The 26,582-nt window shown below is 37.8% G+C and carries 21 protein-coding genes, 1 tRNA gene and 1 pseudogene; 11 read left to right on the forward strand and 12 right to left on the reverse strand.

Annotation, left to right across the window (positions count from 1 at the left end; genetic code table 11):
- The first annotated feature begins 108 nt into the window (after positions 1-108).
- The 4 genes from AA637_RS02640 to AA637_RS02655 all read left to right on the forward strand — a co-directional run bounded on the left by AA637_RS02640 (position 109) and on the right by AA637_RS02655 (position 1,648).
- Positions 109-405 carry a transposase gene (locus AA637_RS02640; protein WP_446683781.1) on the forward strand — a complete coding sequence of 99 codons (297 nt, stop codon included), beginning with the start codon at positions 109-111 and terminating at the stop codon, positions 403-405.
- A gap of 5 nt (positions 406-410) precedes the next feature.
- Complete coding sequence (locus AA637_RS02645; RefSeq protein ID WP_446684517.1) at positions 411-947, forward strand: transposase; 537 nt, start codon at positions 411-413, stop codon at positions 945-947.
- Positions 948-1,165: 218 nt separating this feature from the next.
- On the forward strand, positions 1,166-1,426 hold the full coding sequence (locus AA637_RS02650; protein WP_446683782.1) for a hypothetical protein: 261 nt from the start codon (positions 1,166-1,168) through the stop codon (positions 1,424-1,426).
- Between the two features lie 60 nt (positions 1,427-1,486).
- Positions 1,487-1,648: a hypothetical protein gene (locus AA637_RS02655; protein WP_446683783.1), complete on the forward strand. Its 162-nt coding sequence runs from the start codon at positions 1,487-1,489 to the stop codon at positions 1,646-1,648.
- Between the two features lie 2 nt (positions 1,649-1,650).
- On the opposite strand, the gene AA637_RS02660 is transcribed toward AA637_RS02655, so the two are convergent.
- Complete coding sequence (locus tag AA637_RS02660; protein WP_446683784.1) at positions 1,651-2,016, reverse strand: type II toxin-antitoxin system RelE/ParE family toxin; 366 nt, start codon at positions 2,014-2,016, stop codon at positions 1,651-1,653.
- Positions 2,006-2,239 carry a DUF2281 domain-containing protein gene (locus tag AA637_RS02665; RefSeq protein WP_446683785.1) on the reverse strand — a complete coding sequence of 78 codons (234 nt, stop codon included), beginning with the start codon at positions 2,237-2,239 and terminating at the stop codon, positions 2,006-2,008. Before AA637_RS02665 ends, AA637_RS02660 begins: the two co-directional genes overlap by 11 nt.
- 158 nt (positions 2,240-2,397) lie before the next feature.
- Here AA637_RS02665 and AA637_RS02670 point away from each other — a divergent pair, with 158 nt between their 5' ends.
- The 3 genes from AA637_RS02670 to AA637_RS02680 all read left to right on the forward strand — a co-directional run bounded on the left by AA637_RS02670 (position 2,398) and on the right by AA637_RS02680 (position 9,185).
- A complete protein-coding gene (locus AA637_RS02670; RefSeq protein ID WP_446683786.1) occupies positions 2,398-5,871 on the forward strand; it encodes a DEAD/DEAH box helicase in 3,474 nt (1,157 codons plus the stop codon).
- Positions 5,872-5,892: 21 nt separating this feature from the next.
- Positions 5,893-7,911, forward strand: a complete 2,019-nt coding sequence (locus AA637_RS02675; protein WP_446683787.1) for a Zn-binding domain-containing protein — start codon at positions 5,893-5,895, stop codon at positions 7,909-7,911.
- Positions 7,912-8,099: 188 nt separating this feature from the next.
- On the forward strand, positions 8,100-9,185 hold the full coding sequence (locus AA637_RS02680) for a hypothetical protein (protein WP_446683788.1): 1,086 nt from the start codon (positions 8,100-8,102) through the stop codon (positions 9,183-9,185).
- On the opposite strand, the pseudogene AA637_RS02685 reads toward AA637_RS02680, so the two are convergent.
- A pseudogene (locus AA637_RS02685) lies at positions 9,178-10,025 on the reverse strand (IS630 family transposase). The gene AA637_RS02680 and the pseudogene AA637_RS02685 sit on opposite strands and share 8 nt — an antisense overlap.
- Before the next feature lie 152 nt (positions 10,026-10,177).
- Positions 10,178-10,474 (reverse strand): transposase, encoded by a 297-nt coding sequence (locus AA637_RS02690; protein ID WP_446683789.1) that lies wholly within the window; start codon positions 10,472-10,474, stop codon positions 10,178-10,180.
- A gap of 105 nt (positions 10,475-10,579) precedes the next feature.
- Here AA637_RS02690 and AA637_RS02695 point away from each other — a divergent pair, with 105 nt between their 5' ends.
- Both AA637_RS02695 and rplI read left to right on the forward strand, forming a co-directional pair.
- Complete coding sequence (locus AA637_RS02695; protein ID WP_446683790.1) at positions 10,580-10,822, forward strand: hypothetical protein; 243 nt, start codon at positions 10,580-10,582, stop codon at positions 10,820-10,822.
- Positions 10,823-11,192: 370 nt separating this feature from the next.
- Positions 11,193-11,651, forward strand: coding sequence for a 50S ribosomal protein L9 (rplI, locus tag AA637_RS02700; protein WP_446683791.1), 459 nt, complete (start codon positions 11,193-11,195; stop codon positions 11,649-11,651).
- 171 nt (positions 11,652-11,822) lie between these two features.
- On the opposite strand, the gene guaA is transcribed toward rplI, so the two are convergent.
- The 6 genes from guaA to cimA all read right to left on the reverse strand — a co-directional run bounded on the left by guaA (position 11,823) and on the right by cimA (position 20,421).
- Positions 11,823-13,370, reverse strand: coding sequence for a glutamine-hydrolyzing GMP synthase (guaA, locus tag AA637_RS02705; RefSeq protein ID WP_446684518.1), 1,548 nt, complete (start codon positions 13,368-13,370; stop codon positions 11,823-11,825).
- Between the two features lie 469 nt (positions 13,371-13,839).
- A tRNA-Ser gene (locus AA637_RS02710) sits at positions 13,840-13,929 on the reverse strand.
- A gap of 118 nt (positions 13,930-14,047) precedes the next feature.
- The gene (locus tag AA637_RS02715) at positions 14,048-15,142 is read right to left on the reverse strand and encodes a pyridoxal-phosphate-dependent aminotransferase family protein (protein ID WP_446683792.1); all 1,095 of its coding nucleotides are present in this window, start codon (positions 15,140-15,142) and stop codon (positions 14,048-14,050) included.
- Between the two features lie 138 nt (positions 15,143-15,280).
- The gene (locus AA637_RS02720; RefSeq protein ID WP_446683793.1) at positions 15,281-16,747 is read right to left on the reverse strand and encodes a GAF domain-containing SpoIIE family protein phosphatase; all 1,467 of its coding nucleotides are present in this window, start codon (positions 16,745-16,747) and stop codon (positions 15,281-15,283) included.
- Between the two features lie 238 nt (positions 16,748-16,985).
- Positions 16,986-18,650 carry a DUF6930 domain-containing protein gene (locus AA637_RS02725; RefSeq protein WP_446683794.1) on the reverse strand — a complete coding sequence of 555 codons (1,665 nt, stop codon included), beginning with the start codon at positions 18,648-18,650 and terminating at the stop codon, positions 16,986-16,988.
- 142 nt (positions 18,651-18,792) lie between these two features.
- Complete coding sequence (cimA, locus tag AA637_RS02730; protein WP_446683795.1) at positions 18,793-20,421, reverse strand: citramalate synthase; 1,629 nt, start codon at positions 20,419-20,421, stop codon at positions 18,793-18,795.
- A gap of 220 nt (positions 20,422-20,641) precedes the next feature.
- Here cimA and purL point away from each other — a divergent pair, with 220 nt between their 5' ends.
- Positions 20,642-22,921 (forward strand): phosphoribosylformylglycinamidine synthase subunit PurL, encoded by a 2,280-nt coding sequence (gene purL / locus AA637_RS02735; RefSeq protein WP_446683796.1) that lies wholly within the window; start codon positions 20,642-20,644, stop codon positions 22,919-22,921.
- Here purL and AA637_RS02740 read toward each other — a convergent pair whose 3' ends face one another.
- Both AA637_RS02740 and AA637_RS02745 read right to left on the reverse strand, forming a co-directional pair.
- Positions 22,922-23,926, reverse strand: a complete 1,005-nt coding sequence (locus tag AA637_RS02740) for a pentapeptide repeat-containing protein (protein WP_069791032.1) — start codon at positions 23,924-23,926, stop codon at positions 22,922-22,924.
- Positions 23,927-24,316: 390 nt separating this feature from the next.
- Positions 24,317-25,141 (reverse strand): hypothetical protein, encoded by an 825-nt coding sequence (locus tag AA637_RS02745; protein ID WP_446683797.1) that lies wholly within the window; start codon positions 25,139-25,141, stop codon positions 24,317-24,319.
- 281 nt (positions 25,142-25,422) lie between these two features.
- On the opposite strand from AA637_RS02745, the gene AA637_RS02750 reads away from it, so the two are divergent.
- Positions 25,423-26,580: a cysteine desulfurase family protein gene (locus tag AA637_RS02750; RefSeq protein ID WP_446683798.1), complete on the forward strand. Its 1,158-nt coding sequence runs from the start codon at positions 25,423-25,425 to the stop codon at positions 26,578-26,580.
- Positions 26,581-26,582 lie beyond the last annotated feature (2 nt).

A 26,582-nucleotide genomic window follows, 5' to 3' on the forward strand; every position in this document is an offset into this window, starting at 1 on the left:
CGTCTCGCTCATTGTATTGGGTAATGAAATTATCCTGCTCACTATATTGTATAGAACCCATTTGGTATCTAGTAGAATATTGAGATGAAAACATAGAGAAATAGAAGAATGGCTTACTCTAGCAGTCTAAGTGATCAAGAATGGGAAATAATTAAACCTCTGTTGCCAAAAAAGAAAAGAACTTGTCCCTCAAAATGGTCAAAAAGGCAGATTTGGGATGGTATTTTTTATCAGCTCAAAAATGGCTGCAATTGGTCTGATTTGCCTAAAGATTTACCCCCTTATTCAACAGTTTACTGGCATTATAAAAACTGGAAAAAGGAGGGAATCTTTGAAATAGTGATGTGTGAACTTCATAAGCAACTAAGGGAAAAAGTAAAAAAAAATCTACTTGGACTCGATTAATAATCATTGATTCTCAAGCAGTACAAAATACTTGTAATGCGGGGGTAGAGAGTAAAGGATTCTGTAGGTATAAACTGACCAATGGTATTAAAAGACATTTAGCCGTAGATAGCCTCGGCTTTCCTTTTTTCACTTGTTGTACAAAGGCAAACGTTTCTGATGATAAAGGATTAATCATGATGTTAACCAACCATATGGATTATTTTCGTCGCAAACCCATGAATGTTCATAAAATTACAATTTTGGTCGATTCAGGTTATCATCCTGGCTTTATCATGGCCGAATTAGAGAAAATTTATCCACAAATTGGAAGAAAAATTCGTATTGAAAAGTCCCCCAAAATATCTCCTGAACAGAAAAAGTTAGAAAGAAAAAAGGGCTTCGTGGTAGTCAAAGCAAGATGGATTATTGAAAGATCCAATGCCTGGATGGAAAGATGTAAAAATTTAGTCAAAAACTTTGAAAGAACCTTATTTAATTCTACCCAGAAAGTTAACTTATGCTTTATTCGACTACTCTTAAAAAGACTCACTGCTTCTTAAGATACCAAATGGGTTCTATAAAATAGCGAACAAGATGTTCGCATTCCGTTTTGGGGACGATGGTAATGTGAGCATCTTGCTCACTAAATTACTAAAAATAACTAAATCACTTAAAATAGTTGACTCGATCGTATAAAGTCATTGCATAAAATAGCAAATAAGATATTATGTGGAAGAAGTAGCAAACAAGATACTATGTAGAGAAATTAGCGAACAAGATGTTCGCATTCCTAGTTTTTGGAGACGGTAAAATGGCGTATAAAAAACCATTACCCCAATTAGAGGTAAAAGGGGGAACTTATTTCGTTACTTTTAACACTTACGATCGATTAGAATTAAACTATGAAGCGAGAAAATTAGTTTTAGATTGCTGTTTATTTTTCCATGAAAAACGCTATTTTTTATATACTGGGGTTGTGATGTCAGATCATGTTCATCTTTTAATTAAACCCTATGAAAAATCAGAAAATAAATATTGATCGATCGGCAGTATTTTACACAGTATAAAAAGCTATAGTGCTAAACAAATTCCTGAAGTAATGAAGCACATTGGGAAAGTATGGCAAGATGGACGTTATGATATTTTAATGAAAAATAACCAACAATTTCTCAATACTTGGGAATATATTAAAGAAAATCCTGTTAAGGCAAAATATATTAATAAAGAAGAAAATTATCCTTTTTTATGGGAAGTATTTTAAGTTTAATTTTCTGTAATAGAATTAACTTGATAATTTTTGATGATATTAATAATTTGTTCATTACTAATATTAGCTTGTTCTGATTTTGTATAAACAGTTAATAAAATCACTGCATCTTCTATTTTTACATAGTAAATAAGACGGTATCCGCCACTTTTTCCTTTTTGAATATCACTATTTTTTACCCTTACTTTAAATACTGGATGATTAACACCAGTGATTCTATCCCCTAATAATTCTCCCGTTTCTAATTGTTCAATTATCGGCTTTATATCCTGAGCAATACTACCATATTTTTTCTTAAGATTTCGTAAATTACGTTTAAATGTGAGAGTAGCCTCTACGGTAATTTTCCGATTATTCGTCATCTTCTAAACCTTCCCAAAGTTGACTAACTGGAATAGTTTGCCCTGTCATCGCCTCATGCCAAGAGATATGAAAGTCGTTCACAACATCAGTGTCACTTGAGTAATTAATACTGTTTTGGTTATATTTTTCCTGAAGATACTCTGCATAATGCAATAATTCTTCTTGCAAAGATTTAGGCATTTTTCCCAAAGTTTCTAATATTTTAGTTTCAATATTTATCATAGTTTTTTAATCGATAATTTAAGGGTTTCTGCACATTGATTGTAACCAAAATCTCAATCTGATTTTCCTTGATTACATTTAACAGTGGATTATTGATAGTAATTTCCCCCATCAAAAGGCATAATTGGATCATAAGACAAATTCTCTTGGTTTTGCCTATGTTGCTTTCTCAGATTATTTCTAATGGTCAAAGTGCGATCGCACCTGTATCTACCCTTATCGCCACAGGATTATTAAAGCTAGATGCTACAGGAGTGAGTAACTTAACCTCTGAGGAAATAGAAGTCTTATTTTCAGCGATTCCCATTGATTTTGAACTAGAACAAATATTCCAAGAAGATACTGTTAATAATAATTTTAGGGAACAAATAAAGGATTATATTAACCTACGACAAGGAAAAAGAATTAAATCAGTTAAAGAGTCTTCAGGTGCTTATAATATTGACTCTAGTGGAGTTTCAGAGAGCAATGTTGGTACGTCAGAGAGGGGTAATAATAGTTCAGAGTATGGTGTAGGAATTTCAGAAAGCGTTAGTAATAGTTCAGAGGATAGCGTAAGAATTTCAGAGAGCGTTAGTGGTATTTTAGAGAGCAAGATGCTCTCATTCCCTTCCAGTCAGGATTCTGTGCAACCAATACCCACTGATATATTTAGCCTGAGAGATGAAGTAATTAAGGATTATCGAGGTTATATTGAGGGTTTCTTAAACATCAAGGATGAGAAAGTCAAAGGGTTTGTAAAAACTGCTTTAGATAAGGGTTATTTATGGACTGAGCCTCTCATTCAGCTTAATCCAGCCTATAAACGCACGGCGACAGTTAAACAGTTGATTGAGCGAAGTATTTTACATCCTGAGTGCGATCGCTACTTCCCCCAGTATAATTTTTATGAACATCAAGAAAAAGCCTTTAAATTAGCCCAAGAGGGATTACCCTATGTGGTAACGACAGGAACAGGTTCAGGGAAAAGTTTAAGCTATGTTGTGCCGATTATTGATGATTTACTGAAGAATCCAGAGATAAAAGGGGTAAGGGCGATTTTAGTCTACCCTATGAATGCCCTAATTAACTCCCAAGCAGAAGAATTTAAGAAATTTCTTGATAATGTTCCTAATTGCCCCATTAAAGTTAAAAAGTACACAGGGCAGGAGAGTTTAACCGAAAAAAGCGATATTCAGCAGAATCCGCCCCATATTTTGCTGACTAATTATGTGATGTTGGAGTTAATGTTAACCCGTGTTCATGAGTTACCGTTAATTGTCTCCCCTCACCTAAAATATTTGGTATTGGATGAATTACATACCTATAGAGGTCGTCAGGGGGCGGATGTGGCTTTGGTTATCCGCAAACTAAAACAGCGTAATCTAGCCAAACATAGGCAACAGAATATACTTTGCATTGGTACATCTGCCACCATGTCCACGGAGGGAACGAGGGAAAATCGTCAAAAAACCGTGGCTACGGTTGCCAGTAAACTTTTTGGGGTAGAAATTCAACCACAACAGGTGATTGATGAAACCTTAGAAAGAGCTATTACCCGTTCTTTTCCTACCATAACAGAATTACAAGATAGTATTAATCAGGGTTTACCCCCTGTTGAGCAACAAACAGAGGAAGCATTTAAAAATCATCCTCTTAGTGCTTTCATGGAAATGACGTTTGGATTGGAAAAAGAAGATGGTCATTTACAACGAAAATCCCCTATTTCTCTGGGGGAAGGGGCAACTGAACTAGCTAAATTAACCGATATTAACCTCGAAACCTGCTCAAATGTCTTAAAGGGGATGTTTTTATGGAGTAGCAAGTTAAACAGTGAAAATGAAAGTAATAAACTTCCTAAAGGCTTACCATTCCGACTCCATCAATTTGTCTCTCAGGGGGGAAGTGTTTACGCAACCCTTGAATCCCATGACAAAAGAGAATTAACCCTTGAAGGACAGTATAAGACTACGGGCGATCGCCTCTTATTTCCCTTACTATTTTGTCGTGAATGTGGTCATGATTATTATGGGGTAAAGTACGATAGGGAACGAGATCAAGTAACACCGCTTTTGCCTACTACCCTTGAAGATGATGATGAAGACACCCAAGAAGGATATATAACCTTAGATGAACCAGATTTATGGGATATACAGAATGAGGATCGTTTACCTGATAATTGGTATCGTAATCTTAAGAGTGGTAGAAAGATTAAAAAAGATTTTGAAGAGTTTGTACCCAGAGAACTTTATATTTACTCCGATGGTCATATTTTAACTGGGGCAGTGAGCAAAGATAATCCTATTCAACCAGTCCGCTGTTGGTTTATCCCTAAACCTTTTTTAACTTGTCTTAATTGTGGGGTGGTTTATACCAAGAAACCTAGTGAATATATAAAACTTGCCCGTTTGAGCAGTGAAGGACGTAGTACCGCTACGACTTTACTTTGTTTATCCACTATCAATCGTTTAAAATTAAATCCTTTAGTGGATGAGAGTGCAGAAAAAATTCTCAGTTTTACTGATAATCGTCAAGATGCTTCCCTACAAGCAGGGCATTTTAACGATTTTGTCCAAACTTCTTTTTTGAGGGCAAGTTTAAATAAAGCCTTACAAAAGGAAACCATATTAACCCATAAAAAACTAGCTTCTACAGTGGTTAAATACATGGGATTGTCTCAGGCTGACTATGCGGAAACTCCTTCCGACTCAGGTAGTGGCAAAAGACGTAATGAGGAAGCCTTTGAGCATTTAATCGAATATCGCCTCTATGAAGACTTAAAACGAGGATGGCGTATCGTTCAGCCCAATTTGGAACAATCTGGCTTATTAACCATTGAATATGACGGCTTAAAAGAACATTGTAACAATCAATCAGCATGGGAAAAACATCCTCACCCTATTCTCTTAAAAGCTACTCCAGAACAACGATTTCAAGGTGCGATCGTCCTTTTAGATCAACTACGAAAAAAATTAGCCCTTGACGCTGAAATACTACAAGAACAAGAAATAAGAGAGTTAAAACGAGAGGTAAATCAAGCCCTAAAAGAAAATTGGAAGATTGATACAAATGAATATACTCCATTTGCGACCTCTGCCACCATTGTAAACACTGGGGGTTCAGTTAAATTAACTCCCCGTAGTAAAGTAGCAGGTTATTTGCGTTCTTCTGCGGTATGGAATTGGTTGATAAATCCTCTGAGTGAAGATGAATATGAGAAGTTAATTGAAACCTTTATTAATATTTTGAAGGATGGGGGTTATTTAAAGGGTGAAAAGGATAATATTCAACTCAGAGTTGATTCTATGGTCTGGAAAGCTCAAAAAGTAGCTTCTATTCCTATTGACCCCACTACCATCAAAAGGTTGCAGGGCAGTAATCAAGATAGTCAACAGGTAAATAGGTTTTTTCAAAATTTTTATGAAGTCCAAGCCCAAACCATACAGGCAATGGAAGGGCGGGAACACACTGGACAAGTAACAAATCAAAACCGTCAAATGCGAGAGGATAAATTTAGACAAGGGGAATTATCCGCTTTATTTTGTTCTCCTACCATGGAGTTAGGTATTGATATTAGAGATTTAAGTGTTGTTCACCTCCGAAATGTTCCCCCCAATCCTGCGAATTATGCACAACGTAGTGGACGGGCGTGAAGAGGGGGACAAGAAGCATTAGTGATTACTTATGCGGCATCGGGAAGTGGACATGATCAGTATTTTTATCATCGTCAATCGCAGATGGTGTCAGGGGTAGTTGCACCGCCAAAGTTAGAGTTGGGCAACCCAGATTTGATTAAATCTCATCTTTACTCGTTATGGTTATTTCACACTAAAACCAGTTTTGGGAACTCCATGAATGAGATATTGGATTTAACTAAGCCTGATTATCCTATTTTGGATAGTTTGAGAGATCAATTCATTCTTTCTGAACATGGGTTACAGGTTTGTATTAAAGACGCTCAAAGGATTCTTCATGATGCCTTTTGTCAAGAGGATTTGAACCGTACCAGTTGGTATAGTGAGGATTGGGTTAAACAAGTTCTTGAAAATGCCCTTTATAGTTTTGACCGTGGGTGCGATCGTTGGCGTAAACTCTATCATGAGGCGGAAGTTCAATTACAGGAAGCCCGTGAGATTAAGGATAAAAGTCGTACTGGTAGTCTAACGGAATCGGATAGGGAAAAAGCGGATCGGTTAGAAAAAGATGCTTCCCGTCAGTTGGATTTATTGGTTGGGCAAAGCAGTAAAGGACGCTCTCAGAGTGAATTTGAGTTTTATCCTTATCGCTATTTTGCCAGTGAAGGATTTTTACCCGGTTTTAATTTCCCTCGTCTTCCTTTACGTTGTTTTATTCCTGCTGGGGATAAGGGTGAGTTCCTCTCTCGTCCTCGTAATGTAGCTATTCGGGAGTTAGCACCCCGTAATGTTGTTTATTATGAAAGCAGTAAGTTTCAAATTACCAAAACCAGAGTATCCCTCAAGGGGGTAAACTACAATTCGGTAAGTTGCTGTGAAAAATGCGGTTATTTCCATGAAGGTACAACCTTTAATCATAATACCTGTCAAAATTGTGGCTCTGCTGTAACCGATCGTTTAGATTATGGTTTAAAAATGGACACCATGATTACCCGAAGACGGGAACGCATTACTTGTGATGAAGAAGAGCGATTAAAATACGGTTATAATCTCACTACTCATTTTCGTTATGCCGATGGGAAGAAAAAAGAGGGTGTGGTTAGTTTAGAAGATGGAACGGAACTATTAAGGCTAACCTATGGGGAAACGGCGGAAATTAGGCGCATTAACAGAGGGTTACGCCGTTCTCAAGTTAAAGGTTTTACTTTGGATACTCAGACGGGGGAATGGGGTGATACCAATGGTAATAATTCTACTCCTAGCCAACAGCTTCAATCAGGGGTCAATTTGATGGTATCGGATACTTGTAATATTTTGGTAGTTGAGCCTCTCAAGTTGCCCGGTAAGCAAATGAATGAATTTCTAACTACTTTTCAATATGCTTTGGAACGAGCAATACAGGCATACTATAAGCTAGAAATGGATGAGTTAGGTTCTGAACGGTTGGGAGAGGGACGTTATCTTCTGTTTTGGGAGGCTTCTGAAGGTGGTGCAGGGGTTTTATCTCAATTATTTAACGACTCTCATGCTTTTCGTCATTTAGCCGATCGAGCTTTGGATATTTGTCATTTTATCCATGATAAGCCCAGTTGTTCTGTTGCTTGTTATGAGTGTCTGTTATCCTATCAAAATCAGTTCGATCACCCTTTGTTAAATCGTCATCTCATCAAGGATTTCTTAACCGAATTAACCGAAAGCGAATTAAGTTGTCTAAACTCTCATTCTAGTAACCATTTTGATGATTTAATGGCACATACTGATCCTAATTCTGATTATGAACGGGTAGTTCTAAGGGCGATCGCCCAAATGGGGTTACCTTTACCTGATAAGGCACAAGACTATTTTGCAGAAGCTCAATGTAAGCCTGATTTTACTTATACTAAGGCGAGGTTAGCAATCTTTTGTGATGGTTCAGTTCATGATAATCCTACTCAGATACAGTGCGATCGTATTAAGCGTCAAGATTTAGAGTTTTTGACGGGCTATAAACCTTTTGTTTTTGATTACAAAAAAGATTTAATGAAGCAAATTTCCTCGTTAAAACATTTACTGGATTGAACTTAATCAGTGAATAAATATGATTGTTTTGCAATAAAGCTAGAACCAGTAGTTTCTTTCAAAAATCGATGTTAAAAATATACAACTTTATTCCCATAACTTTATTGACCTCTAATTTATAGGTAATCTAGTCAGCTTTAAAATTATACAACTTTATTTTTAGGTAACAAAAAAATACAACGAAAAAAATGGTTTATAGACCCTCAAATTATATAACTTTATTACCTCGCTACAAAAGTAATCCTTTTACCTTTGATTTTACTCCTGCGTATTTACTTGATGAATCTGAAGAAACAAAATATCAATATCTACTATACTGGTTAAGTAACATTGGTAATTGTAGTTGGCAATTATTTAAGCAAACTTGTGAGTTATTAAATTTAGTAAATCCTCAAAGAATTATCAGAAGATTAAAATTATTAGGTCATGTTGAAATATCTGATGATGGAGCAAAATGTTTTATCAATCCCTGTATTCTACTAAAAATATTATCTAATTCAGAAGAAGAAACATTTATTTTATGTGGACAAAGAAACCAGAAGTTAATATCAATTTTGATAAACTATGGTGAGATAATATATAGTTCTCACCCCTTAAAAAATGCTCCTTATACCATAGAAATAAAATTTAACCACAGTCTTGATGTTAAAAATATTATTCAAGAGATTAAGAGCAGATATAATTTGGTAATTTATTATTATGATTTAACTATTTGTCAATTAGAAAATCTACCTAATTTTGAGCAATGGTTTGATGATTTACCGACTGTACAAGGTATTATACCTAGTTTATATGATTGGAAATATTTAGTTAATAATGATTTTACTGACTGTTTAAATCCAGATAAAACGGGAATGTACCAAATGTTCAAACATAATCAAGAAAAATCTTTAGATGCTATCAATTCTTTTTCAACAAAACCGATTGCAACTTTATTTTACGATCGAGATAAGCAATATTTTAAACAAGGGGATTGGTACGGTTTAAGATTTTTAACTTTAAAGAAAAATAATGAAAATATTTTATGGAAATATGATGTTAAATGGAAATATGATGTTAATAAGAGGCGTTTAGCTATTCCTTACAGTCAAAGATTACCAGAATTATATGAACGATTTTTGGTGTTAGCAGGAGGAATTTTACCTAGTTACAGCAAAACAGAAGACGATAATATCTGGTTAATTTATGAAAATATTAGCCTTGAATTACTGCAAACATTAGCAAACAAACTTGATCTTATAGTCAATCAAAATAAGACTGAGACATTTAGCTAGTACAATAATTATAAATTATTTCATATAAAGTTATTGTACTATTGCTATACATTTTTGCTCTTTTTAAAGCACTAAAATCGTGTTCAATATCATTTAAATCTGGTGAATAAGTTGGTAAAAACATTACTAGATGACCTGCTTCTTCTACTAATTCTTTTATCATATTTTTTCGGTGGATTGGTGCATTATCCATTATTAGTATTGAAAATTGTTTTAGTGATGGTAATAAATACATTTTTAGCCATGATTCAACACTTTCTGCATTTAAACTTCCTGTAAAGATCATTGGAGCAATAAAATCTTTTTCTTTCTTTCTTCTTCCTGCTACTAAATTTTCTCTTTTTCCTCGTTTTCCTTGTTTCTCATCATAAATTTTTTTTCCTTTTTTTGACCACCCATAAATGCAAGTACTTATTTCCTCAAATCCTGACTCATCAATAAATACCATACTCTTACTTCCGTATTTTTTGACTAATTCTCTTAATTTTTGTAAGTATTCTATTCTTTGTTTTCTATTTCTTTCTCTATAACGTAACTGTTTTTTTTTCTTGTTATGTTCATTTTTTTGAATGCATGAGATATTGCTGACATTGTTACTCCAAATTTTTTCGCTCTATCTATTAATTTATCATCTGGATTTTTCACTACATCTTCATATAGTGCTGATTTATCTAATTTTCTTTGACGAGTTTTGACCACTGTTGGTCTTAAATCTTTTCTATTCAACCATCTATATATTGATGCTCTTGATATTCCAAATATTCTCGATGCTTTTGTTACGTTACCTCTATTTTCTACATAGTCAATTACTTTTTGTCTTAATTCTATATCATGGGGCATTATACTTAAATATAAAAATAATTACTTCATCCATTATTTTACCCTTGATTGGTTCATACTTAAGTAAAGTGACTATAATATTAAGTTTGGATAATTCGTTATAAATAGATTGTATCTTCACAGTTACCCGACTGCTTGAGAATCAATGATTATTAATCGAGTCCAAGTGGATTTTTTTTTACTTTTTCCCTTAGTTGCTTATGAAGCTCACACATCACCATTTCAAAGATACCCTCTTTTTTCCAGTTTTTATAATGCCAGTAAACTGTAGAATAAGGCGGTAAATCCTTGGGTAAATCAGACCAATTACAGCCATTTTTGAGTTGATAAAAAATACCATCCCAAATTTGTCTTTTAGACCACTTTGGTGGACAAGTTCGTTTCTTTTTTGGTAACAGAGGTTTGATTACTTCCCATTCTTCATCACCTAGACTGCTAGAATATGCCATCCTTCTATTTCTCTATGTTTTCATCTCAATATTCTACTAGATACCAAATGGGTTCTATATGGCTTAATTGATGACACGCCCTAGAAAAAGAGAATATCTAAGAAATTGTGGTGTGACAAAAAAGAATGTGAACGAGAAATAAGAAAAGAATTAAAAAGAAGAAAAGTAGGATTGAGAAACCAATTAGGAAAAAGAACAGAAAAAGTAACAATGAGATGGATATTCCAATGCTTTCAAGGAATATATCTAGCAAAAATAAATGAAGAAGAAAGAATCGTGAATATGAATAAAGATAGAGAAGAAATATTAAAATATTTACCAGCAAAATGTCGTGAATACTATCAATAAAAAAACCTTGATAGTTAGTTAGGAAAACATCAACAAAAATAAGAGCCATTACAACATAAAATAAAAGTTGATGGCATAGGTTTGTGGTGAGAAAATATAGAGATAGTCCAAGAGTAAAATAGCAGAGAAAAAGACATATCGCCTTAAATTTGTTAAATCAGGAAAAGAGTTGTTCTCGAGGTAAAAAGGCAAAATGACTTAAGGCAGGATGGGATAATGATTACTTACTTAAGATTTTATCTGCTTGAGTATGCGTTCGCTCTGCCTTGTATTTATAATTAATTCCCATGGTTTGAGAAATTACTGTATAATTGTAATTTGTGACTAAATATGCTAACTATAAGAATTTCATAAACTAAAAGAGGTTAATATGGCGAAAAGATTACAAGTAGTCTTAAATAAAGATGTAACAAAATTAGGTAAAAGAGGGGATGTGGTAGAAGTTGCTCCTGGTTATGCTCGTAACTACATCGTACCCCAAGGATTCGGAGTATTAGCCACCGCTGGAGTATTACGTCAAGTAGAACAAAGAAGAGCAAAACAAGCCGAGCGTTTAGCCGCCATTCTCGAAGAAGCAAAATCTCGCAAAACTGCATTACAAACCATCAACAACTTTGTTATCCGTAAGCAATTAGGGGAAGATCAAGCAATTTTTGGTACTGTAACTACCCAAGATGTGGTAGAAGTTATCAAAACCAGTGCCGGTTTGGACATTGAACGTCAAGCCATTGAATTACCCGAAATCAAAAGAATCGGAACTTATAAAGCTCAAATCAAATTACACGCTGAGGTAATCGCGGAAGTTTCCATCGAAGTTGCTCCTCTTTAAGCTGACAATTGTTTCAGTTTACAATGAAATCACGACAAAAAAAGGGTCAAGGATTTAACCTTGACCTTATTTTTTTATATTGAGGAATGGTGACTATATTTTCTCGAGAGAATTGAAAATTGTATATTCTATGAAAGTTTAATTATCAATTCTCCATTATCAATTAATTACCTATTCCCATTCGATAGTTCCGGGGGGTTTAGAAGTAATATCATAAACTACTCGATTAACGCCTTTAACCTCATTAACAATACGGTTAGAAATGGTTTCGAGTAAATCATAAGGAGGTCTTGCCCAGTCTGCGGTCATACCATCTTCACTGGTAATTAATCTTAAAACAATGGGATAAGCATAGGTGCGCTTGTCACCCATTACTCCCACACTTTTTACAGGTAAAAGTACCGCAAAGGCTTGCCAAAAATCATGGTACATTCCCGCTTTTTTGATTTCATCCCTAACTACAAAATCAGCATCCCGAAGAATGTTGAGTTTTTCGGAAGTAACTTCCCCTAAGATACGAATGGCTAAACCAGGCCCGGGGAAAGGATGACGAGAAACAATCTCTTCTGGTAAATTGATGGCTCTTCCCAACTTACGAACTTCATCTTTAAATAGTTTGCGTAAAGGCTCAACTAATTTAAAGCGAAGATTTTTAGGTAAACCACCTACATTATGATGACTTTTAATTTTAACAGCTACTCTCTCCCCAGTTTTGGGATCTACATTGGTATCGGCAGATTCAATAACATCGGGATAAAGAGTACCTTGGGCAAGATAATCAAAAGGTCCTAGACGGGTAGATTCTTCTTCAAATACTTGGATGAATTCATGACCGATTTTACGGCGTTTTTCTTCAGGGTCGGTTACTCCTTCGATTTGGGCTAAGAAGCGATCGCGCCCATTGACATATACTACATTGATATGGAATTGATCATTAAATAATTCCACCAACCTTTCAGGCTCCCCTTTACGCATAAACCCTTGGTCAATAAACATACAAGTTAATTGATCTCCGATGGCTTCATGGAGTAAGAAAGCAAGGGTAGAAGAGTCAACCCCTCCCGAAAGAGCCAATAAAACCCTTTTATCTCCTACAGTTTCCCTAATCTCGGCAATGGATTGTTCTAAAAATGTTTGAGTAGTCCAAGTGGGTTCACAACCGCAGATATGATAAACAAAGTTACGAATCAGGGCAGAGCCATATTCAGAATGGATTACCTCTGGGTGAAATTGTACCCCAAATAATTTTTTGTCATGCTCGGCGATCGCCGCACAGGGAGTGTTTTCTGTATGGGCAAGAATTGAAAACCCCTCTGGTAATTGGGTACAAGAATCGCCATGGCTCATCCACATAGTCGAACCATTGTCCACATTGGTTAATAAATCGGTAGGATCATCAATAAACAAAGAAGCTTTACCATATTCGCCTCTTTTTGCCCTTTCAACTCCTCCCCCCAACTGTTTTACCATTAGTTGCATACCGTAACACACCCCTAAAACAGGAATGCCAAGACTCCATATTTCGGGATCACATTGAGGAGCATATTGATCATATACAGAATTAGGACCACCAGATAAAATGATACCCTTGGGGTTAAGTTCTTTGAGTTTTTCTGCACTGGTGCGATAGGAAATTACTTCAGAATAAACTTCCGTTTCTCGTATGCGACGGGCAATCAATTCGGAGTATTGTGAACCAAAATCAATAATCAGAATCATTTGACGTTTTGTTGTATCGTTGTTAGAAGAATTATTATTAGGTTGATCTTGCTTAGGAGGGAGGGGAGTTTCGGTTATAGTCACTTTCTCTGGTTGGTAAAGGTTGAGTAATCAAAAAATAAAAAATTCTAGCCTGAGAATAGCTAGAGTTTTCCTTAGAGGTGAAGAATTTTCGACCCTAATTTAAATATTCTTAACATCATATCATTACCTTTGAAGAATTTGGAATGAGGTTTGATAAAAATGGGTTTTTATACAAAATCCTGTTTGAATAATATACTAATTAGGGTGGGGAACAGGCAAAAGATATTAATTATTTATTGTCAGTTGTTACACGGTGGACAATAGTAAACTTTACTAATCGGATTTGGTATTATTTTGTTGAGGAAATGGAAAGAACACCAAGGAGCAATAAATTGATAATTGAAGTCACTCCTCTCTCCAATAATCAATACTCATTACTCTAAAACGGAGAGGGAGGGATTCGAACCCTCGGTGGAGCTATAAACCCCACAACTTCTTAGCAGGAAGCCGCTTTCAACCGCTCAGCCACCTCTCCAATTGCACTTAACAATTATAGCAGAAACTTAACTTTGTATGCAACTAAAATTGTGTGTATTTTAGGGGCTAAGGGCGATCGCCCCATAAACTAGAAAAATCGCCCTTAATATCTATCATTAACCCAACTCTTGTAAAGTAGCTTCAAGACTTGAAATAGCAGTTAAAACATCACGATCAGACATAAATCCGAGGTGTCCGATACGGAAAATTTTACCTTTAAGGTGATCTTGTCCTCCTGCTAAGGCAATATCATATTTTTTGCGCATAGTAGAGCGAATCGCTTCCGCATCATGCTTATCAGGGGCTACGGCAGTAACCGCATAACTAGCACAATCATCAGGGGCAAACAAAGGTAAACCCAAGGCTTTTACTTTGTCTCTGGTGAGGTGAGTTAATCTCTTGTGACGAGCAAAGATATTTTCTAACCCTTCCTCTTTCATCATCTGCAAAGATGCTTGGAGAGCAAACATTAAATTAATAGGAGGAGTAAAAGGAGAGCTATTTTTAGCATTAGCTTTTTTGTAGGGAGCTAAATCTAAATAGAACTTAGGTAAAGTAGCGGTTTCATAAGCCTTCCATGCCTTATCACTCACCGAGATAAATCCCAATCCGGGGGGAATCATATATCCTTTCTGAGAACCCGATGCCACCACATCCAGGGCCAACTCATCAATTTTGAGATCCACCGCTCCTAGGCTGGTGACAGCATCAACAATGATCAGAGCTTCCCCATGGGCTTTAACGTGTTTGTTGATGGTTTTAAGGTCATTTAACACCCCTGTGGAGGTTTCGGAGTGGGTAATGATGACAGCCTTAATTTTTTTCTCGGTGTCAGCTTCTAATTTTTCCCTAAAGGCTTCTGGATCTAATGGTTTTCCCCATTCGGCAGTAATTTCCTCTACTTCTAAACCGAATTTACGGCTCATGATTGCCCAACGCTCACCAAATTTACCATTATTGCCGACTAAGACAGAATCTCCAGCACTCAAGAAATTGATGATACCAGCTTCCATGGCTCCAGTACCAGAAACACAGAGGGTTAAAACCTCATTGGTGGTTTGATGTAACCATTTCAAATTATCATTAAGCTCTCCTATAATGGCACTAAAATCACCGCTACGATGCCCTATGGGATGTTGCGCCATGGCGAGTAAGACTCTTTCGGGAACAGGAGTAGGTCCCGGAATCATCAACATTAGTTTATCTTGCATATTCTTTCTATCTTTAAAACTTAAGTCTTCAGTTTAATCGAAAAGGTGTACAGGAAACAAATTTGCGTCTTTTTATTAATAAGATTTTTTTCGTTTCTATCGGAGTAAGTTTTTTGAGAAAAGTCCATAATGCAGACTTTACGCACAATCTTCATCACAGGGGCAATAATCAGCAGATGGCTTATGGCGTAAAATAATCATGGTCATATCATCTACATTGGAATGACCACCACCAATAAAGTTTTTGATTTCATCAAGAATATAATCGAGGATTTCTTGGGCATGGTCAAAATTTTCACAGGCATATTGAAAGGAGTTGACCAAATTTTCTTCATCAAACCTTTGGTTATTTTGATTAATGGCATCAGTTAAACCATCGGTATAGTATAAAACAGTGTCATGAACTCCCAATATAACTTCATCATCTTCATAATTAGAGTTGGGTTGTAAACCTACCAACATTCCCTCGGTATCTAGTTTTCTGACGTTGTTTGTGGAGGCATTCCAGTAAAGAGGGGGATTATGGGCGGCATTAGCATATCGGAGGGCATGACTACGGGGATCGTATTCTGAGTAGAAAAGAGTTACAAAGCGGTGGGAATTGTCGAGATCTGCATACATAACCCGATTTAGATGTTTTAGTACCCTAGCGGGAGAGTGACGGTTTAATACTTCTGCTCTCAACATTCCCCTCGTCATGGTCATAATTAGTCCTGCGGGTACTCCTTTTCCCATGACATCTCCAATGACAATACTCCATGATTGGCAGGGGGAATCGGGTACTTGTTCGGTATCTTGATCCCATTGATCGTAGTTGGCTGGGATAAAGTCGTAATAGTCTCCCCCTACTCTGTCGGCGGTTTCACATTTGGCAGCGAGTTCTAGTCCTGTGATGGTGGGACATTGTCGGGGTAATAGTCTGACTTGAATTTCTGAGGCGATTTCCAGTTCTCGATCTTGTCTTTCTTTGGACATTAATTTTACTGTTAATTCATGATTGGCGATCGCCACGGCGGTCTGATCAGAAACTAACTGAGTAAGGGTTTTACGGCTTTGAGTCCAAGAAAATTCGGGTTCGTGACTAAAAACATATAATCTTCCTTTTTCAACATTTTTACTCACCACAGGACTACTATATATCTGTAAATAACCAGAGAAATGATTATGGATTTTTTCTTGCACAAATACGGGAAAACAAGCTAACTTTGGATATGATTGTTCATTGGATTTATGCTTAGTTTCATAGGTATTTATTTCTTGAATAACCTGCAAAAAATCTTGATTTATTCTTTCTCTCAAAAGATTATTTTGACAATAAAACTGCTCTAATTCTACTTGATTATTTTCTTTATATAATACTAAAGCTCCCCCTTCTGCGTCAGTAACTCTAGTCACCATTAAGGGAGTTAGTTCTAAAAACTGATTTAAATTATTAAAATTACGTAGGGCAAAACTAAGGGATGTTAATAAATTCTGAATTTTATTTTGCTCTCTATGGAGATTAGAGATCATTTCTTTTAACGCTAAAACACTGGTATAGTTACCAGATTGGTAATTCTGGCTGATGGTTTTGGGATCTAGAGAATTAGAGTTAAAAATAGACACAGAAGTATGGGGATTAACGGTTGATAGTGAATATTAAGCTATTTTGGTTCAATTGACAATAAACTACGGGTAATTGAGAATTAATTTTTAGGGAAAAATTTTTAAGTCAAATTTTGACTATCCCTAGGGGTTTAGGGAAAGTAAAATATAGTTAAAGGATTTCTAGTATAGTGCTTTTCTTTAGTTTTAGGGATCTTTCTTTTAAGGTAAACCAAATAACAGTTTTTAAATGTCGTTATTACATCATTTCTATGTTTAAAACTAATTTATCTAATCCTGCCTTTTCTTTGGAAACTAACTCTGTAGCAAAGAATGCTAATATATGTTGTTCTTTGGGACTACCTCTATTTACCCCTGTAGAACCCATGGCGATCGCAACCCCACATTTACCCTGCCACTTTTTCGTTTTTTGAGACCATTTTTTAACAGTATTGGCAAAAGTTTCCCCTTCCTGTTCAATTTCTGCAATCACATGATTAATTCCCCCTTGGGTTTTAATCATGGGAAGGTCAAAGGTTCCACCATAAAAAGGATCCTCCCCTGACGTGAAAAATAAATACTCGATGCCTTCTTCTTTGATCAACTGTTCTACTACTAACTTACCTTTAGGGCGGGTAGTTTGTATAATAATTACGGGAATTTTGTCATTCTCATTTTCGAACTCTATTCCCTCCATATCAACCCATACCGAAGGTTTTGCCTCAATGGATTTAATAATATCTTCTGGGAAAGAAGCAAAAGAAATTACGCAATCCTCTGGGAATAAGTCACTGGAGATAATATCTGTGTCTTCCTCCTCAGCAAAATCATCATGCAAATTTCCTTCAATGGCTTCTAACTCGGCGGTGACTTCTGGCATGGTTCTCACCTTGACAGGATGAGGTTTATTATTCCCCCAAGGAAGTTTGATGGAATATTGATGGGAAATGTTTTGGGTTGGATCTTTTTCGAGGCGTTTTTTATTTTTCTGAACAAATTTGCCGAGGGCTTCTATACCAAGATAGAGAGGATCTAATTCTTCCACATCCACTAGGGGGCGGATACCTTCGTAGGGATGGATACTGCCAAACACCACTTGTACAGGGACATCATATTGTGCTTCGGCGAGAAATAATTCGTACCACAGTTGTTGCTCTTCGTCTTCTTCGTCAAAGTCTGAGTCATCAAGGGAAAAGTTAACAAACCAGCAATCTTGTTGCAAAAAGGCTCTTTCTATATCTCCTTCTTCCATGGTACTGTCACCTATTTCCCCTGCCATGAGTCTAAATTTTTTCATGGAATCAAGGGAACGATAGAAAATAACTCCAAATTCTTGACCCATCATGCCCATGACACAGGCGTACAATGATTCTACGTTGTAGGCATTGATTTTGATTTCGATTAAGTTATATTCTGCCAGGAGAGTCCAGGGGGCTTGTTCCCACATAAGGGCGATCGCCCTTTCTTCTAGTTTTTCTAATAGTTGAGGAGGAATATTTCCCACCTTTTGGGGTTGAACTTGTTGTAAGTTGTTCCATAACTCATCAAGGAGGGGTAAATCTCCCTGATAATCTACGTCAATGTCTAAACCCTGTAATGCTCCGCGCAAGAAAAATTGTAATTCCCTATCCCTGACTACCACTTTATGGGGACGAGCAGGTTCTGCGGGGCTTTGAGGTTTTTCGATCGCCTTTAATAAAGCCCTAACCATAGCCTCTGGTCCTGTATTACCTTTTACCACATCCATGGTACGAATAAAACCTTCTGAGCCATCTACCCAAACAATACACTGACCATTACTTTTTAATTCAGGCTCTAGGTTATCAAGCATCTCCCCAATGGGAAAAATATCCCCCTCCCAAACATGGGGAATTTGGGGAATTCTGTTAATACGATGTTTTGTGGTAACGGGTAAAGAGGACATAGAATTTCTATTTAGATAGAACAGGGGAGCGGGAAAAACCATTAATAATTGATAGTTGCCAACAAACAAAATCAATTAAAGTTGAATTTTCGATTTTCCCTTGATTTGTACATTGTACATTGTTAATCGGCGAATAAATGGATTAACTTTCCATGACAATAGCCGAGTTTTGCAAAAGGTGATTAATACCATATTCTAAACCTTCTACCACCGCTTGATAGGAGGCATCGATGATGTTGGTAGATACTCCCACCGTAGTCCACCTTTGCGCCCCATTGGTAGATTCTACCAGTACCCTTGTTTTGGCATTTGTTCCTGCGGTACTGTTTAAAATTCTAACCTTATAATCAGTAAGATAAAATCCAGCTATTTGGGGATAAAATTTTACCAAGGCTTTGCGCAGGGCCGCATCAAGGGCGCTAACGGGCCCATTTCCTTCGGCTACTTCTAACAATTCTTCGTTGCCCATGACTAATTTTATGGTAGCGAGGGCGTGGGTATAGGGTATTTGTTCGGTAATGGTAATGTCGGAGTGAACTTGAAAACCTTTTATTTCAAAAAGTTGTTTTCTTTTACCCAAGGCTTCGAGCATCAAAAGCTCAAAACTGGCTTCTGCCGCTTCAAATTGATAGCCTTCATGTTCAAGGGTTTTCAGTCTTTGTAAAATTTCTCGACATTTGGGGTTATTTTTGTCTAAATCAATGCCAAAGTTTTGGGCTTTGGAAAGTACATTGCTCAATCCTGATTGATCTGAGATGACGATACGCCGTTCATTACCGATGGCCTCAGGGACTATATGTTCATAGGTAAGGGGATTTCTAGCCACGGCAGACACATGGATACCGCCCTTATGGGCAAAGGCGGAACGCCCCACAAAGGGGGCATGGTCATCGGGGGCAAGGTTGACTATTTCGCTAATTAAACGGCTATTGGGGGTTAGTTGGGTTAGTTGTTCGGGTTCTAAGCAATGATAGTTTAGTTTTAGTTGTAGGTTGGGGATAAGGGTGCAAAGGTTGGCGTTACCACATCTTTCTCCATAGCCATTGATGGTTCCCTGTACCATGGTTGCCCCTTCTAGGACAGAGGCGATCGCATTGGCCACCGCTGTACCACTATCATTATGGGTATGAATCCCCAGTTGCACAGCGTCTGGATCATCCAAATCAAGGTTTAATTTATCCACCACCTCCCCTACAATCTGCCCGATTTCGTGGGGTAAAGTGCCTCCGTTGGTATCACAAAAAACTAACCATTTAGCCCCTGAGGCGATCGCCCCTTGGAGGGTAGCCAAAGCATAGTCTGGATTTGCTTTATAACCATCAAACCAATGCTCCGCATCATATATCACCTGCCTTTGCTGAGAAATTAGATAGCTGATACTATCCTGAATCATAGCAATATTTTCATCGAGGGAAGTTTTTAAACCCTCCGTAACGTGCAAATCCCAAGACTTCCCAAAAATAGTCACCCAGTGAGTGTTGGCCGCCAATATCGCCTTCAACATCGGATCTTCTGCCGCTTTTTTGTGGGGACGACGGGTAGAGCAAAACGCCACTACCTGAGCCTGTTTCAACGGCTCTTCCTTTAAACGCCAAAAAAACTGCACATCCTTCGGATTAGCACCCGGCCACCCTCCCTCAATGAAAGGAATACCCATCTCATCAAGTTTGCGCACAATTTGCAATTTATCATTAAGAGATAGTGAAATTCCCTCCCGTTGAGAGCCATCTCTGAGGGTGGTATCATAGAGCCAAATTTTTTTCCGAATCATAGTAGCTATTATATTTAACTTGTTTCAAAAAGATGCAAATTTTTCTGGCAATGGTTTAACGGTAAATAAATAAAACCATCTATTCATATTGTACCTTAGACCATTTATCCCCATGGCAAATAAGTTATTACTATCAATGTAGCGCCAAGAAAAAAGTTTGATTAGGATATGTGAATATGGGATAATAAAAGCGTTAATTCACGAAAATAAATAATTATTTATGTCAGCGCCCTTTACCCCTGAAGAAATTGCATCCGAAGGCTTGAAACCTTCTGAATATGAAGATATAGTCCAACGCTTAGGCAGACACCCCAACAAAGCAGAATTAGGGATGTTTGGGGTAATGTGGTCAGAACATTGTTGTTATAAAAACTCCCGTCCTCTCCTTTCCCAATTTCCCACTACAGGAGAAAGAATTTTAGTCGGCCCTGGGGAAAATGCAGGGGTAGTAGATTTTGGGGACGGTTTACAGGTTGCCTTCAAAATTGAATCCCATAATCATCCCAGTGCGATCGAGCCTTTTCAGGGAGCCGCCACAGGGGTAGGGGGCATCCTCAGAGACATTTTCACCATGGGAGCTCGTCCTATTGCCATTCTTAATTCTCTCAGATTTGGAAATTTAGATAACCCCCACACCAAAAGAATTTTTAAAGGAGTAGTAGAGGGTATAAGTCACTATGGCAATTGCATTGGGGTTCCCACCGTGGGGGGTGAAGTGTATTTTAACTCGGCCTATAAAGGAAACCCTCTTGTTAATGCCATGGCTATTGGCTTGATGGAAACAGAAACTATTGTCAAATCAGGAGCTTCTGGGGTAGGTAATCCTGTTTTATATGTGGGTTCTACCACAGGGCGTGATGGTATGGGGGGAGCAAGTTTCGCCAGTGCCGAGTTAACGGACGATTCTATGGACGATCGCCCCGCAGTCCAAGTAGGAGATCCTTTCCTCGAAAAATCCCTCGTAGAAGCCTGTTTGGAAGCATTTAAAACAGGGGCAGTGGTAGCGGCTCAAGACATGGGGGCAGCAGGAATTACCTGTTCCACCTCTGAAATGGCCGCCAAAGGGGGATTGGGCATCGAGTTAGACTTAGACAAAATCCCAGCAAGGGAAACAGGGATGATTCCTTACGAATATCTCCTTTCCGAGTCTCAAGAGAGAATGTTATTTGTCGCCCAAAAAGGCAGAGAACAAGAATTAATCGATATTTTCGAGCGTTGGGGACTCCATGCCGTGGTAGCGGGGAAGGTGATCGAAGAGCAAATCGTCCGTATCCTTCACCAAGGAAGCATCGCTGCCGAAGTGCCTTCCACCGCCCTAGCGGACAATACCCCTGTTTATCATCATGAGTTACTCTCCGAAGCCCCCGAATATGCCCAAAAGGCATGGGCTTGGAACGAAGCAAAATTGCCTGAGTGCGACGAAAACGGGGTAAAAGATCAAAAATGGTCTGAGGTTCTCTTAACCCTCCTCGATCAGCCCACTATCGCCTCTAAACGGTGGATTTATCGCCAATATGATCACCAAGTACAAAATAATACTGTCATGCTCCCTGGGGGCGCTGATGCGGCCATTGTTCGGGTGCGCCCTGTGAATGGTAAGCCTGAATTGGCGAAAACGGGTATAGCGGCAACCACAGACTGCAACCCCCGTTATGTCTATCTGGATCCTCATTGGGGGGCATCTTTGGCAGTGGCAGAAGCGGCTCGTAACCTTAGCTGTGTGGGGGCTGAACCCATTGCAGTGACGGATAATCTTAATTTTGGTAGTCCTGAAAAGCCCATCGGTTATTGGCAATTACATCACGCCTGTAGTGGTATTTCCGAAGCCTGTCGTCAGTTTGAAACCCCTGTAACGGGGGGTAATGTTTCCTTGTATAACGAAACGGTGGATAGCGATGGTAATCCTCAACCCATCTATCCTACCCCTGTGATTGGCATGGTGGGTTTGATTCCTGATATTACCAAAATTGCGGGGCAAGGATGGCAACAGGAAGGGGATTTAATTTATTTCTTAGGGGCTTTTAATCCTAGTTTGGGGGCTTCTGAATATTTAGCCACTATCCACGATACCATCGCTGGAAAACCTCCTACCCTTAATTTTGATTTAGAAAAAGCGGTACAAAAAGCCTGTCGTGAGGGGATTCGCCATGGTTTGGTAAATTCTGCCCATGACTGTGCGGAGGGTGGTTTTACTGTTGCTCTTGCAGAATGTTGTATCGGTGGCAATTTGGGTGCAGTGGTTAATTTACCTGCTTTTGATGGTCGTTTCGATACGGCTTTATTTGGGGAGTTGGCTAGTGCCATTATCGTCTCTGTTTCTCGTGATAATAAAGAGGCATGGGAACAGTTTTTGGCTGATAATTTACCTAATAATTGGCAGGAGATTGGCACGGTTAAGGGTAATAGTTTGGAAATTAATTCGGCTCAATCCCTTATCAATATTGACCTTGATTCTATGGTTGATACTTGGGAAAGTGCGATCGCCCGTCGCCTTAATTAACTATAAATGAACCTTCCCATCAGGCATGGTTGCCCCTGTCAGAATTGCATCTGATAAATCTATGCCTGATAAATCAGCATCCCGTAAATTTGCTCCTGTAAAATTAGCACCCCTGACAATAGCCCCATCAAGACAAGCCCCCCAAAGGTAAGCCCCGTGTAGGTTGGCATTACTTAAATCAGCACCCTTCAAATTAACCAAATTAAGATTAGTAAAACTTAAATCCGCCATTCTCAAATCCGTTTCACTCAAATCACTTTTCATCAAATTTGCTTGAACAAATTGAGCACCTTTTAACTGGCCTTTATTTAACACTACATTTTTTAAATTGGCCTTATCCAAAACACTGCGACGCATATAGGCAGACTGCATATTACTGCCACTAAAATCACTGCCATAGAGTTTCATGCCGCTCATTTTTGTCTCTTGTAAATCCATGGCACTAAAATTGATACCGTGTAAATCTAAGCCGTTGAGAAAAGCCCCTTTTAACTTAATGCCATAGAGTTTTGCCCCTCGCAAATTAGCACCACTTAACCTTGCCCCACTTAAATTTGTCCAATTCAAATTAGCCTTTTCTAAGTTAGCACCCCGTAAATTAATCCCTTCCAAGTTAGCACCACAAAGATTTACGGCTGGTAGATTTGCCATATAAAGGTTAACCCAATTTAATACCGCACCGCTGAGGGTTGCCCCTTGTAAATCTGCTTTGTGTAGTTGAGCTCCCTGTAAGTCAGCTTTAGTTAAATCAGCCTCTATTAATAGAGCTTCTTTGAGCTTTACAAAACTTAGATTTGCACCATAAAGAAAAGCACCGCGCAAATCAGATTCAAGTAAAAAACATCGTTGTAAATCTGACCAAGCCAAATGAGCTTCCATCAATTTAGAGCGAGACAAATTAGCATAACTTAAGTTCATGCCGCTTAAATTACTCTTACTAAGATTGATTTCTCTAAAGTCGCGATCGCCCTGATTATAACGCTTGAGTATATCACTTATTTGCATTTCTTCTCTCCTGAAACTAGGGGTTAAAATAGATTAATCAGTGATAAATAGCACCAAAAACAATTATCTTGATAATCTTTATTTTGTCTAAAACAGATGCTTTTTATAGAAACTAATCCTAAATTAATCAAGTCAAAATAACCCCCAGAGCTTAACTATTATCAATATACTGAGTGATTCCCTTGAGTTATTTGTCTTTAATTATATTATCCCCATTTCAAAAATAGTTCTATTATTAATAAAACCTAGCCAAAGTTATCTAAACTTGATTTTTAGTTACAAAAATATACAAAAAAAATCCGTAAAAAATACGGACGTTAATAAAAATAATAGGGGGCTTAAACCCCTTCTCTCCCCATAGATAAAAAAAAGAATTAACCCTGAGTAAATCTAAGACTCCCGAGGAATAAACTCTTTTTCCTCCTCTTTATAAAACCATGGAATGCCATCAGGATCTCGACTTTGACTCCAAATTCCGAAATCATCATCTAACTTTCTCTTACCCACAGTGCTAGGGCTAACCTCCAGACGCTTTGCCAACTCAGTTTGATTTAAAACTAAAGTAGAAGTCTCGATAACTTCCCCCAAATCAGACTTAATCACCTCTGGGGGGGCTACAGAAGGAGTATCATCCTCCTCAGAGATACTTTTGTTACTATGGTCACTAATAGATTCTTTGGTTGTCGATGAATCATCCGCGTCAACCGAAGTATCAACAACGGCAGAAGATTGGCTCGGAGTTTCAATTACTGTGGTAGCATTCTCATCGGAACAATGAGAATCAGATGAAGAGATTAAATTAGTTTTTGGTGCAGATTCGGTTTCACTATCATCAAGAATACTGCCCAAAGTGTTGGCTGTTAAAAAATAATAAACAACTCCTTGATCATCATAAAGTCTTTTTACTGCTCCATATTCCTCTTTTTTACGATCTAAATACCATTTAGATATACGAGAGCTTAAACCTGTTTTTGAAGATAAATCCAATATAGTTAAACATCCTTTATTGACGTTAACTAGTTGATTAAATAGAGGATCAATTTGTGTAGATAGTTGTTGCCATTGGTAGGTTTGCCATAGCTTCCACCCTAGTGCAAAAGCAAAAGCTCCCACTATTAGGGGCCAGGCGACAAAAACCACCATGGTTATAAGAGCGAAAGGCAGTAATACTAATAGTAAACCGTTAGCACCACTATCTATTACTTTTCCAGTCATAGTGTTAAGTGGTTAATTTGATTATGAACATTCTATTTTAGCTGATTTTGGGCTATCTCCTAAAATTGCAAAAAAAATTAATACGTTATTGTCAAAAGTGGTGTTACAAAGGTGGGTAATGGGGAATGGGCAATGGGGAATAGGCAATGGGTAATGGGGAATGGGCAATGGGGAATAGGCAATGGGCAATGGTAAACCATAATTGACAATCAACGACGATTAATGGACAATTAATTTATTATTAATTCTCGATTATCCATTATCCATTATCAATTAAGATCATGCGTCCAATATATTTAGATTGTCATGCTACTACTCCCATGGATAAAAGAGTTTTGGAGGCGATGATGCCTTTTTTTACGGATTATTTTGGCAATGCCTCTAGTGTTGCCCATGTTTATGGTTGGGAAGCAGAAGCAGGAATAAAACAGGCTAGAGAAATTATTGCGAGCGCCATTAATGCCAAGGAAAGTGAAATTGTTTTTACCAGTGGCGCCACGGAAGCAGATAATTTGGCCATCAAGGGGGTGGCAGAGGCTTATTTTGATAGAGGAAAACATATTATTACCGTGGCAACGGAGCATAAGGCGGTAATTGAGCCTTGCGAATATTTGATGGATTTAGGTTTTGAGGTGAGTTTTTTACCAGTAAATCAAAATGGTTTATTGGATTTGGATTTATTACAAAAGACGATGCGAGAGGATACTATTTTGGTATCCGTGATGGCGGCTAATAATGAAATTGGAGTATTGCAACCTTTAGCCGAAATTGGGAAGATTTGTTATGATAGGGGGGTTATTTTTCATACTGATGGGGCTCAGGCTATTGGTAAAATCCCCATTGATGTGCAATCAATGAATATTGATTTGATGTCTTTGACGGCTCACAAAATTTACGGGCCAAAGGGTATTGGGGCTTTATATATTCGTCGTCGCAATCCGAGGGTAAAAATTGCACCCCAAATTCAGGGGGGAGGGCAAGAAAATAAAATTCGCTCTGGTACTCTGTGTACTCCTAATATTGTGGGGTTTGGTAAGGCGGTAGAAGTGGCGATCGCCCTTATGGAAGCAGAAAACCTCAAACAAAAACAATTGAGAGATTATTTATGGCAAGAAATCAGTCAACTAGAAGGAGTTATCCTTAACGGTGACTTAGAAAAAAGACTACCAAACAACCTCAATATTAGTGTTAAAAATGTAGATGGTTCAGCTTTATTACTCGCCCTACAGCCCACTGTTGCGGTTTCTTCGGGTTCCGCTTGTACCTCCGAATCCACCAAACCTTCCCATGTTTTGACAGCCCTAGGACATTCCAAATCCCTTGCTCAAGCCTCCCTAAGATTTGGCATTGGTAGATTTAACACTGAGGAGGAAATAAAAAAAGTGGCACAAGCCACCCTAGATGCGGTTACAGCTCTACGAAAATCAGGCAGACAATAATT

Origin of the sequence: Cyanobacterium sp. HL-69, assembly GCA_002813895.1 — a bacterium.
In the GTDB taxonomy this organism is placed as follows: Bacteria; Cyanobacteriota; Cyanobacteriia; order Cyanobacteriales; family Cyanobacteriaceae; genus Cyanobacterium.

What these genes read in the sequence shown, in the direction of transcription:
- AA637_RS02640 (WP_446683781.1), top strand. Translation starts at nt 109, where the DNA reads ATGGCTTACTCTAGCAGTCTAAGTGATCAAGAATGGGAAATAATTAAA.
- AA637_RS02650 (WP_446683782.1), top strand. Translation starts at nt 1,166, where the DNA reads ATGTTCGCATTCCTAGTTTTTGGAGACGGTAAAATGGCGTATAAAAAA.
- AA637_RS02655 (WP_446683783.1), top strand. Translation starts at nt 1,487, where the DNA reads ATGAAGCACATTGGGAAAGTATGGCAAGATGGACGTTATGATATTTTA.
- AA637_RS02660 (WP_446683784.1), bottom strand. Translation starts at nt 2,016, where the DNA reads ATGACGAATAATCGGAAAATTACCGTAGAGGCTACTCTCACATTTAAA.
- AA637_RS02665 (WP_446683785.1), bottom strand. Translation starts at nt 2,239, where the DNA reads ATGATAAATATTGAAACTAAAATATTAGAAACTTTGGGAAAAATGCCT.
- AA637_RS02670 (WP_446683786.1), top strand. Translation starts at nt 2,398, where the DNA reads ATGTTGCTTTCTCAGATTATTTCTAATGGTCAAAGTGCGATCGCACCT.
- AA637_RS02680 (WP_446683788.1), top strand. Translation starts at nt 8,100, where the DNA reads ATGGTTTATAGACCCTCAAATTATATAACTTTATTACCTCGCTACAAA.
- AA637_RS02690 (WP_446683789.1), bottom strand. Translation starts at nt 10,474, where the DNA reads ATGGCATATTCTAGCAGTCTAGGTGATGAAGAATGGGAAGTAATCAAA.
- rplI (WP_446683791.1), top strand. Translation starts at nt 11,193, where the DNA reads ATGGCGAAAAGATTACAAGTAGTCTTAAATAAAGATGTAACAAAATTA.
- guaA (WP_446684518.1), bottom strand. Translation starts at nt 13,370, where the DNA reads ATGATTCTGATTATTGATTTTGGTTCACAATACTCCGAATTGATTGCC.
- AA637_RS02715 (WP_446683792.1), bottom strand. Translation starts at nt 15,142, where the DNA reads ATGCAAGATAAACTAATGTTGATGATTCCGGGACCTACTCCTGTTCCC.
- AA637_RS02725 (WP_446683794.1), bottom strand. Translation starts at nt 18,650, where the DNA reads ATGTCCTCTTTACCCGTTACCACAAAACATCGTATTAACAGAATTCCC.
- cimA (WP_446683795.1), bottom strand. Translation starts at nt 20,421, where the DNA reads ATGATTCGGAAAAAAATTTGGCTCTATGATACCACCCTCAGAGATGGC.
- purL (WP_446683796.1), top strand. Translation starts at nt 20,642, where the DNA reads ATGTCAGCGCCCTTTACCCCTGAAGAAATTGCATCCGAAGGCTTGAAA.
- AA637_RS02740 (WP_069791032.1), bottom strand. Translation starts at nt 23,926, where the DNA reads ATGCAAATAAGTGATATACTCAAGCGTTATAATCAGGGCGATCGCGAC.
- AA637_RS02745 (WP_446683797.1), bottom strand. Translation starts at nt 25,141, where the DNA reads ATGACTGGAAAAGTAATAGATAGTGGTGCTAACGGTTTACTATTAGTA.
- AA637_RS02750 (WP_446683798.1), top strand. Translation starts at nt 25,423, where the DNA reads ATGCGTCCAATATATTTAGATTGTCATGCTACTACTCCCATGGATAAA.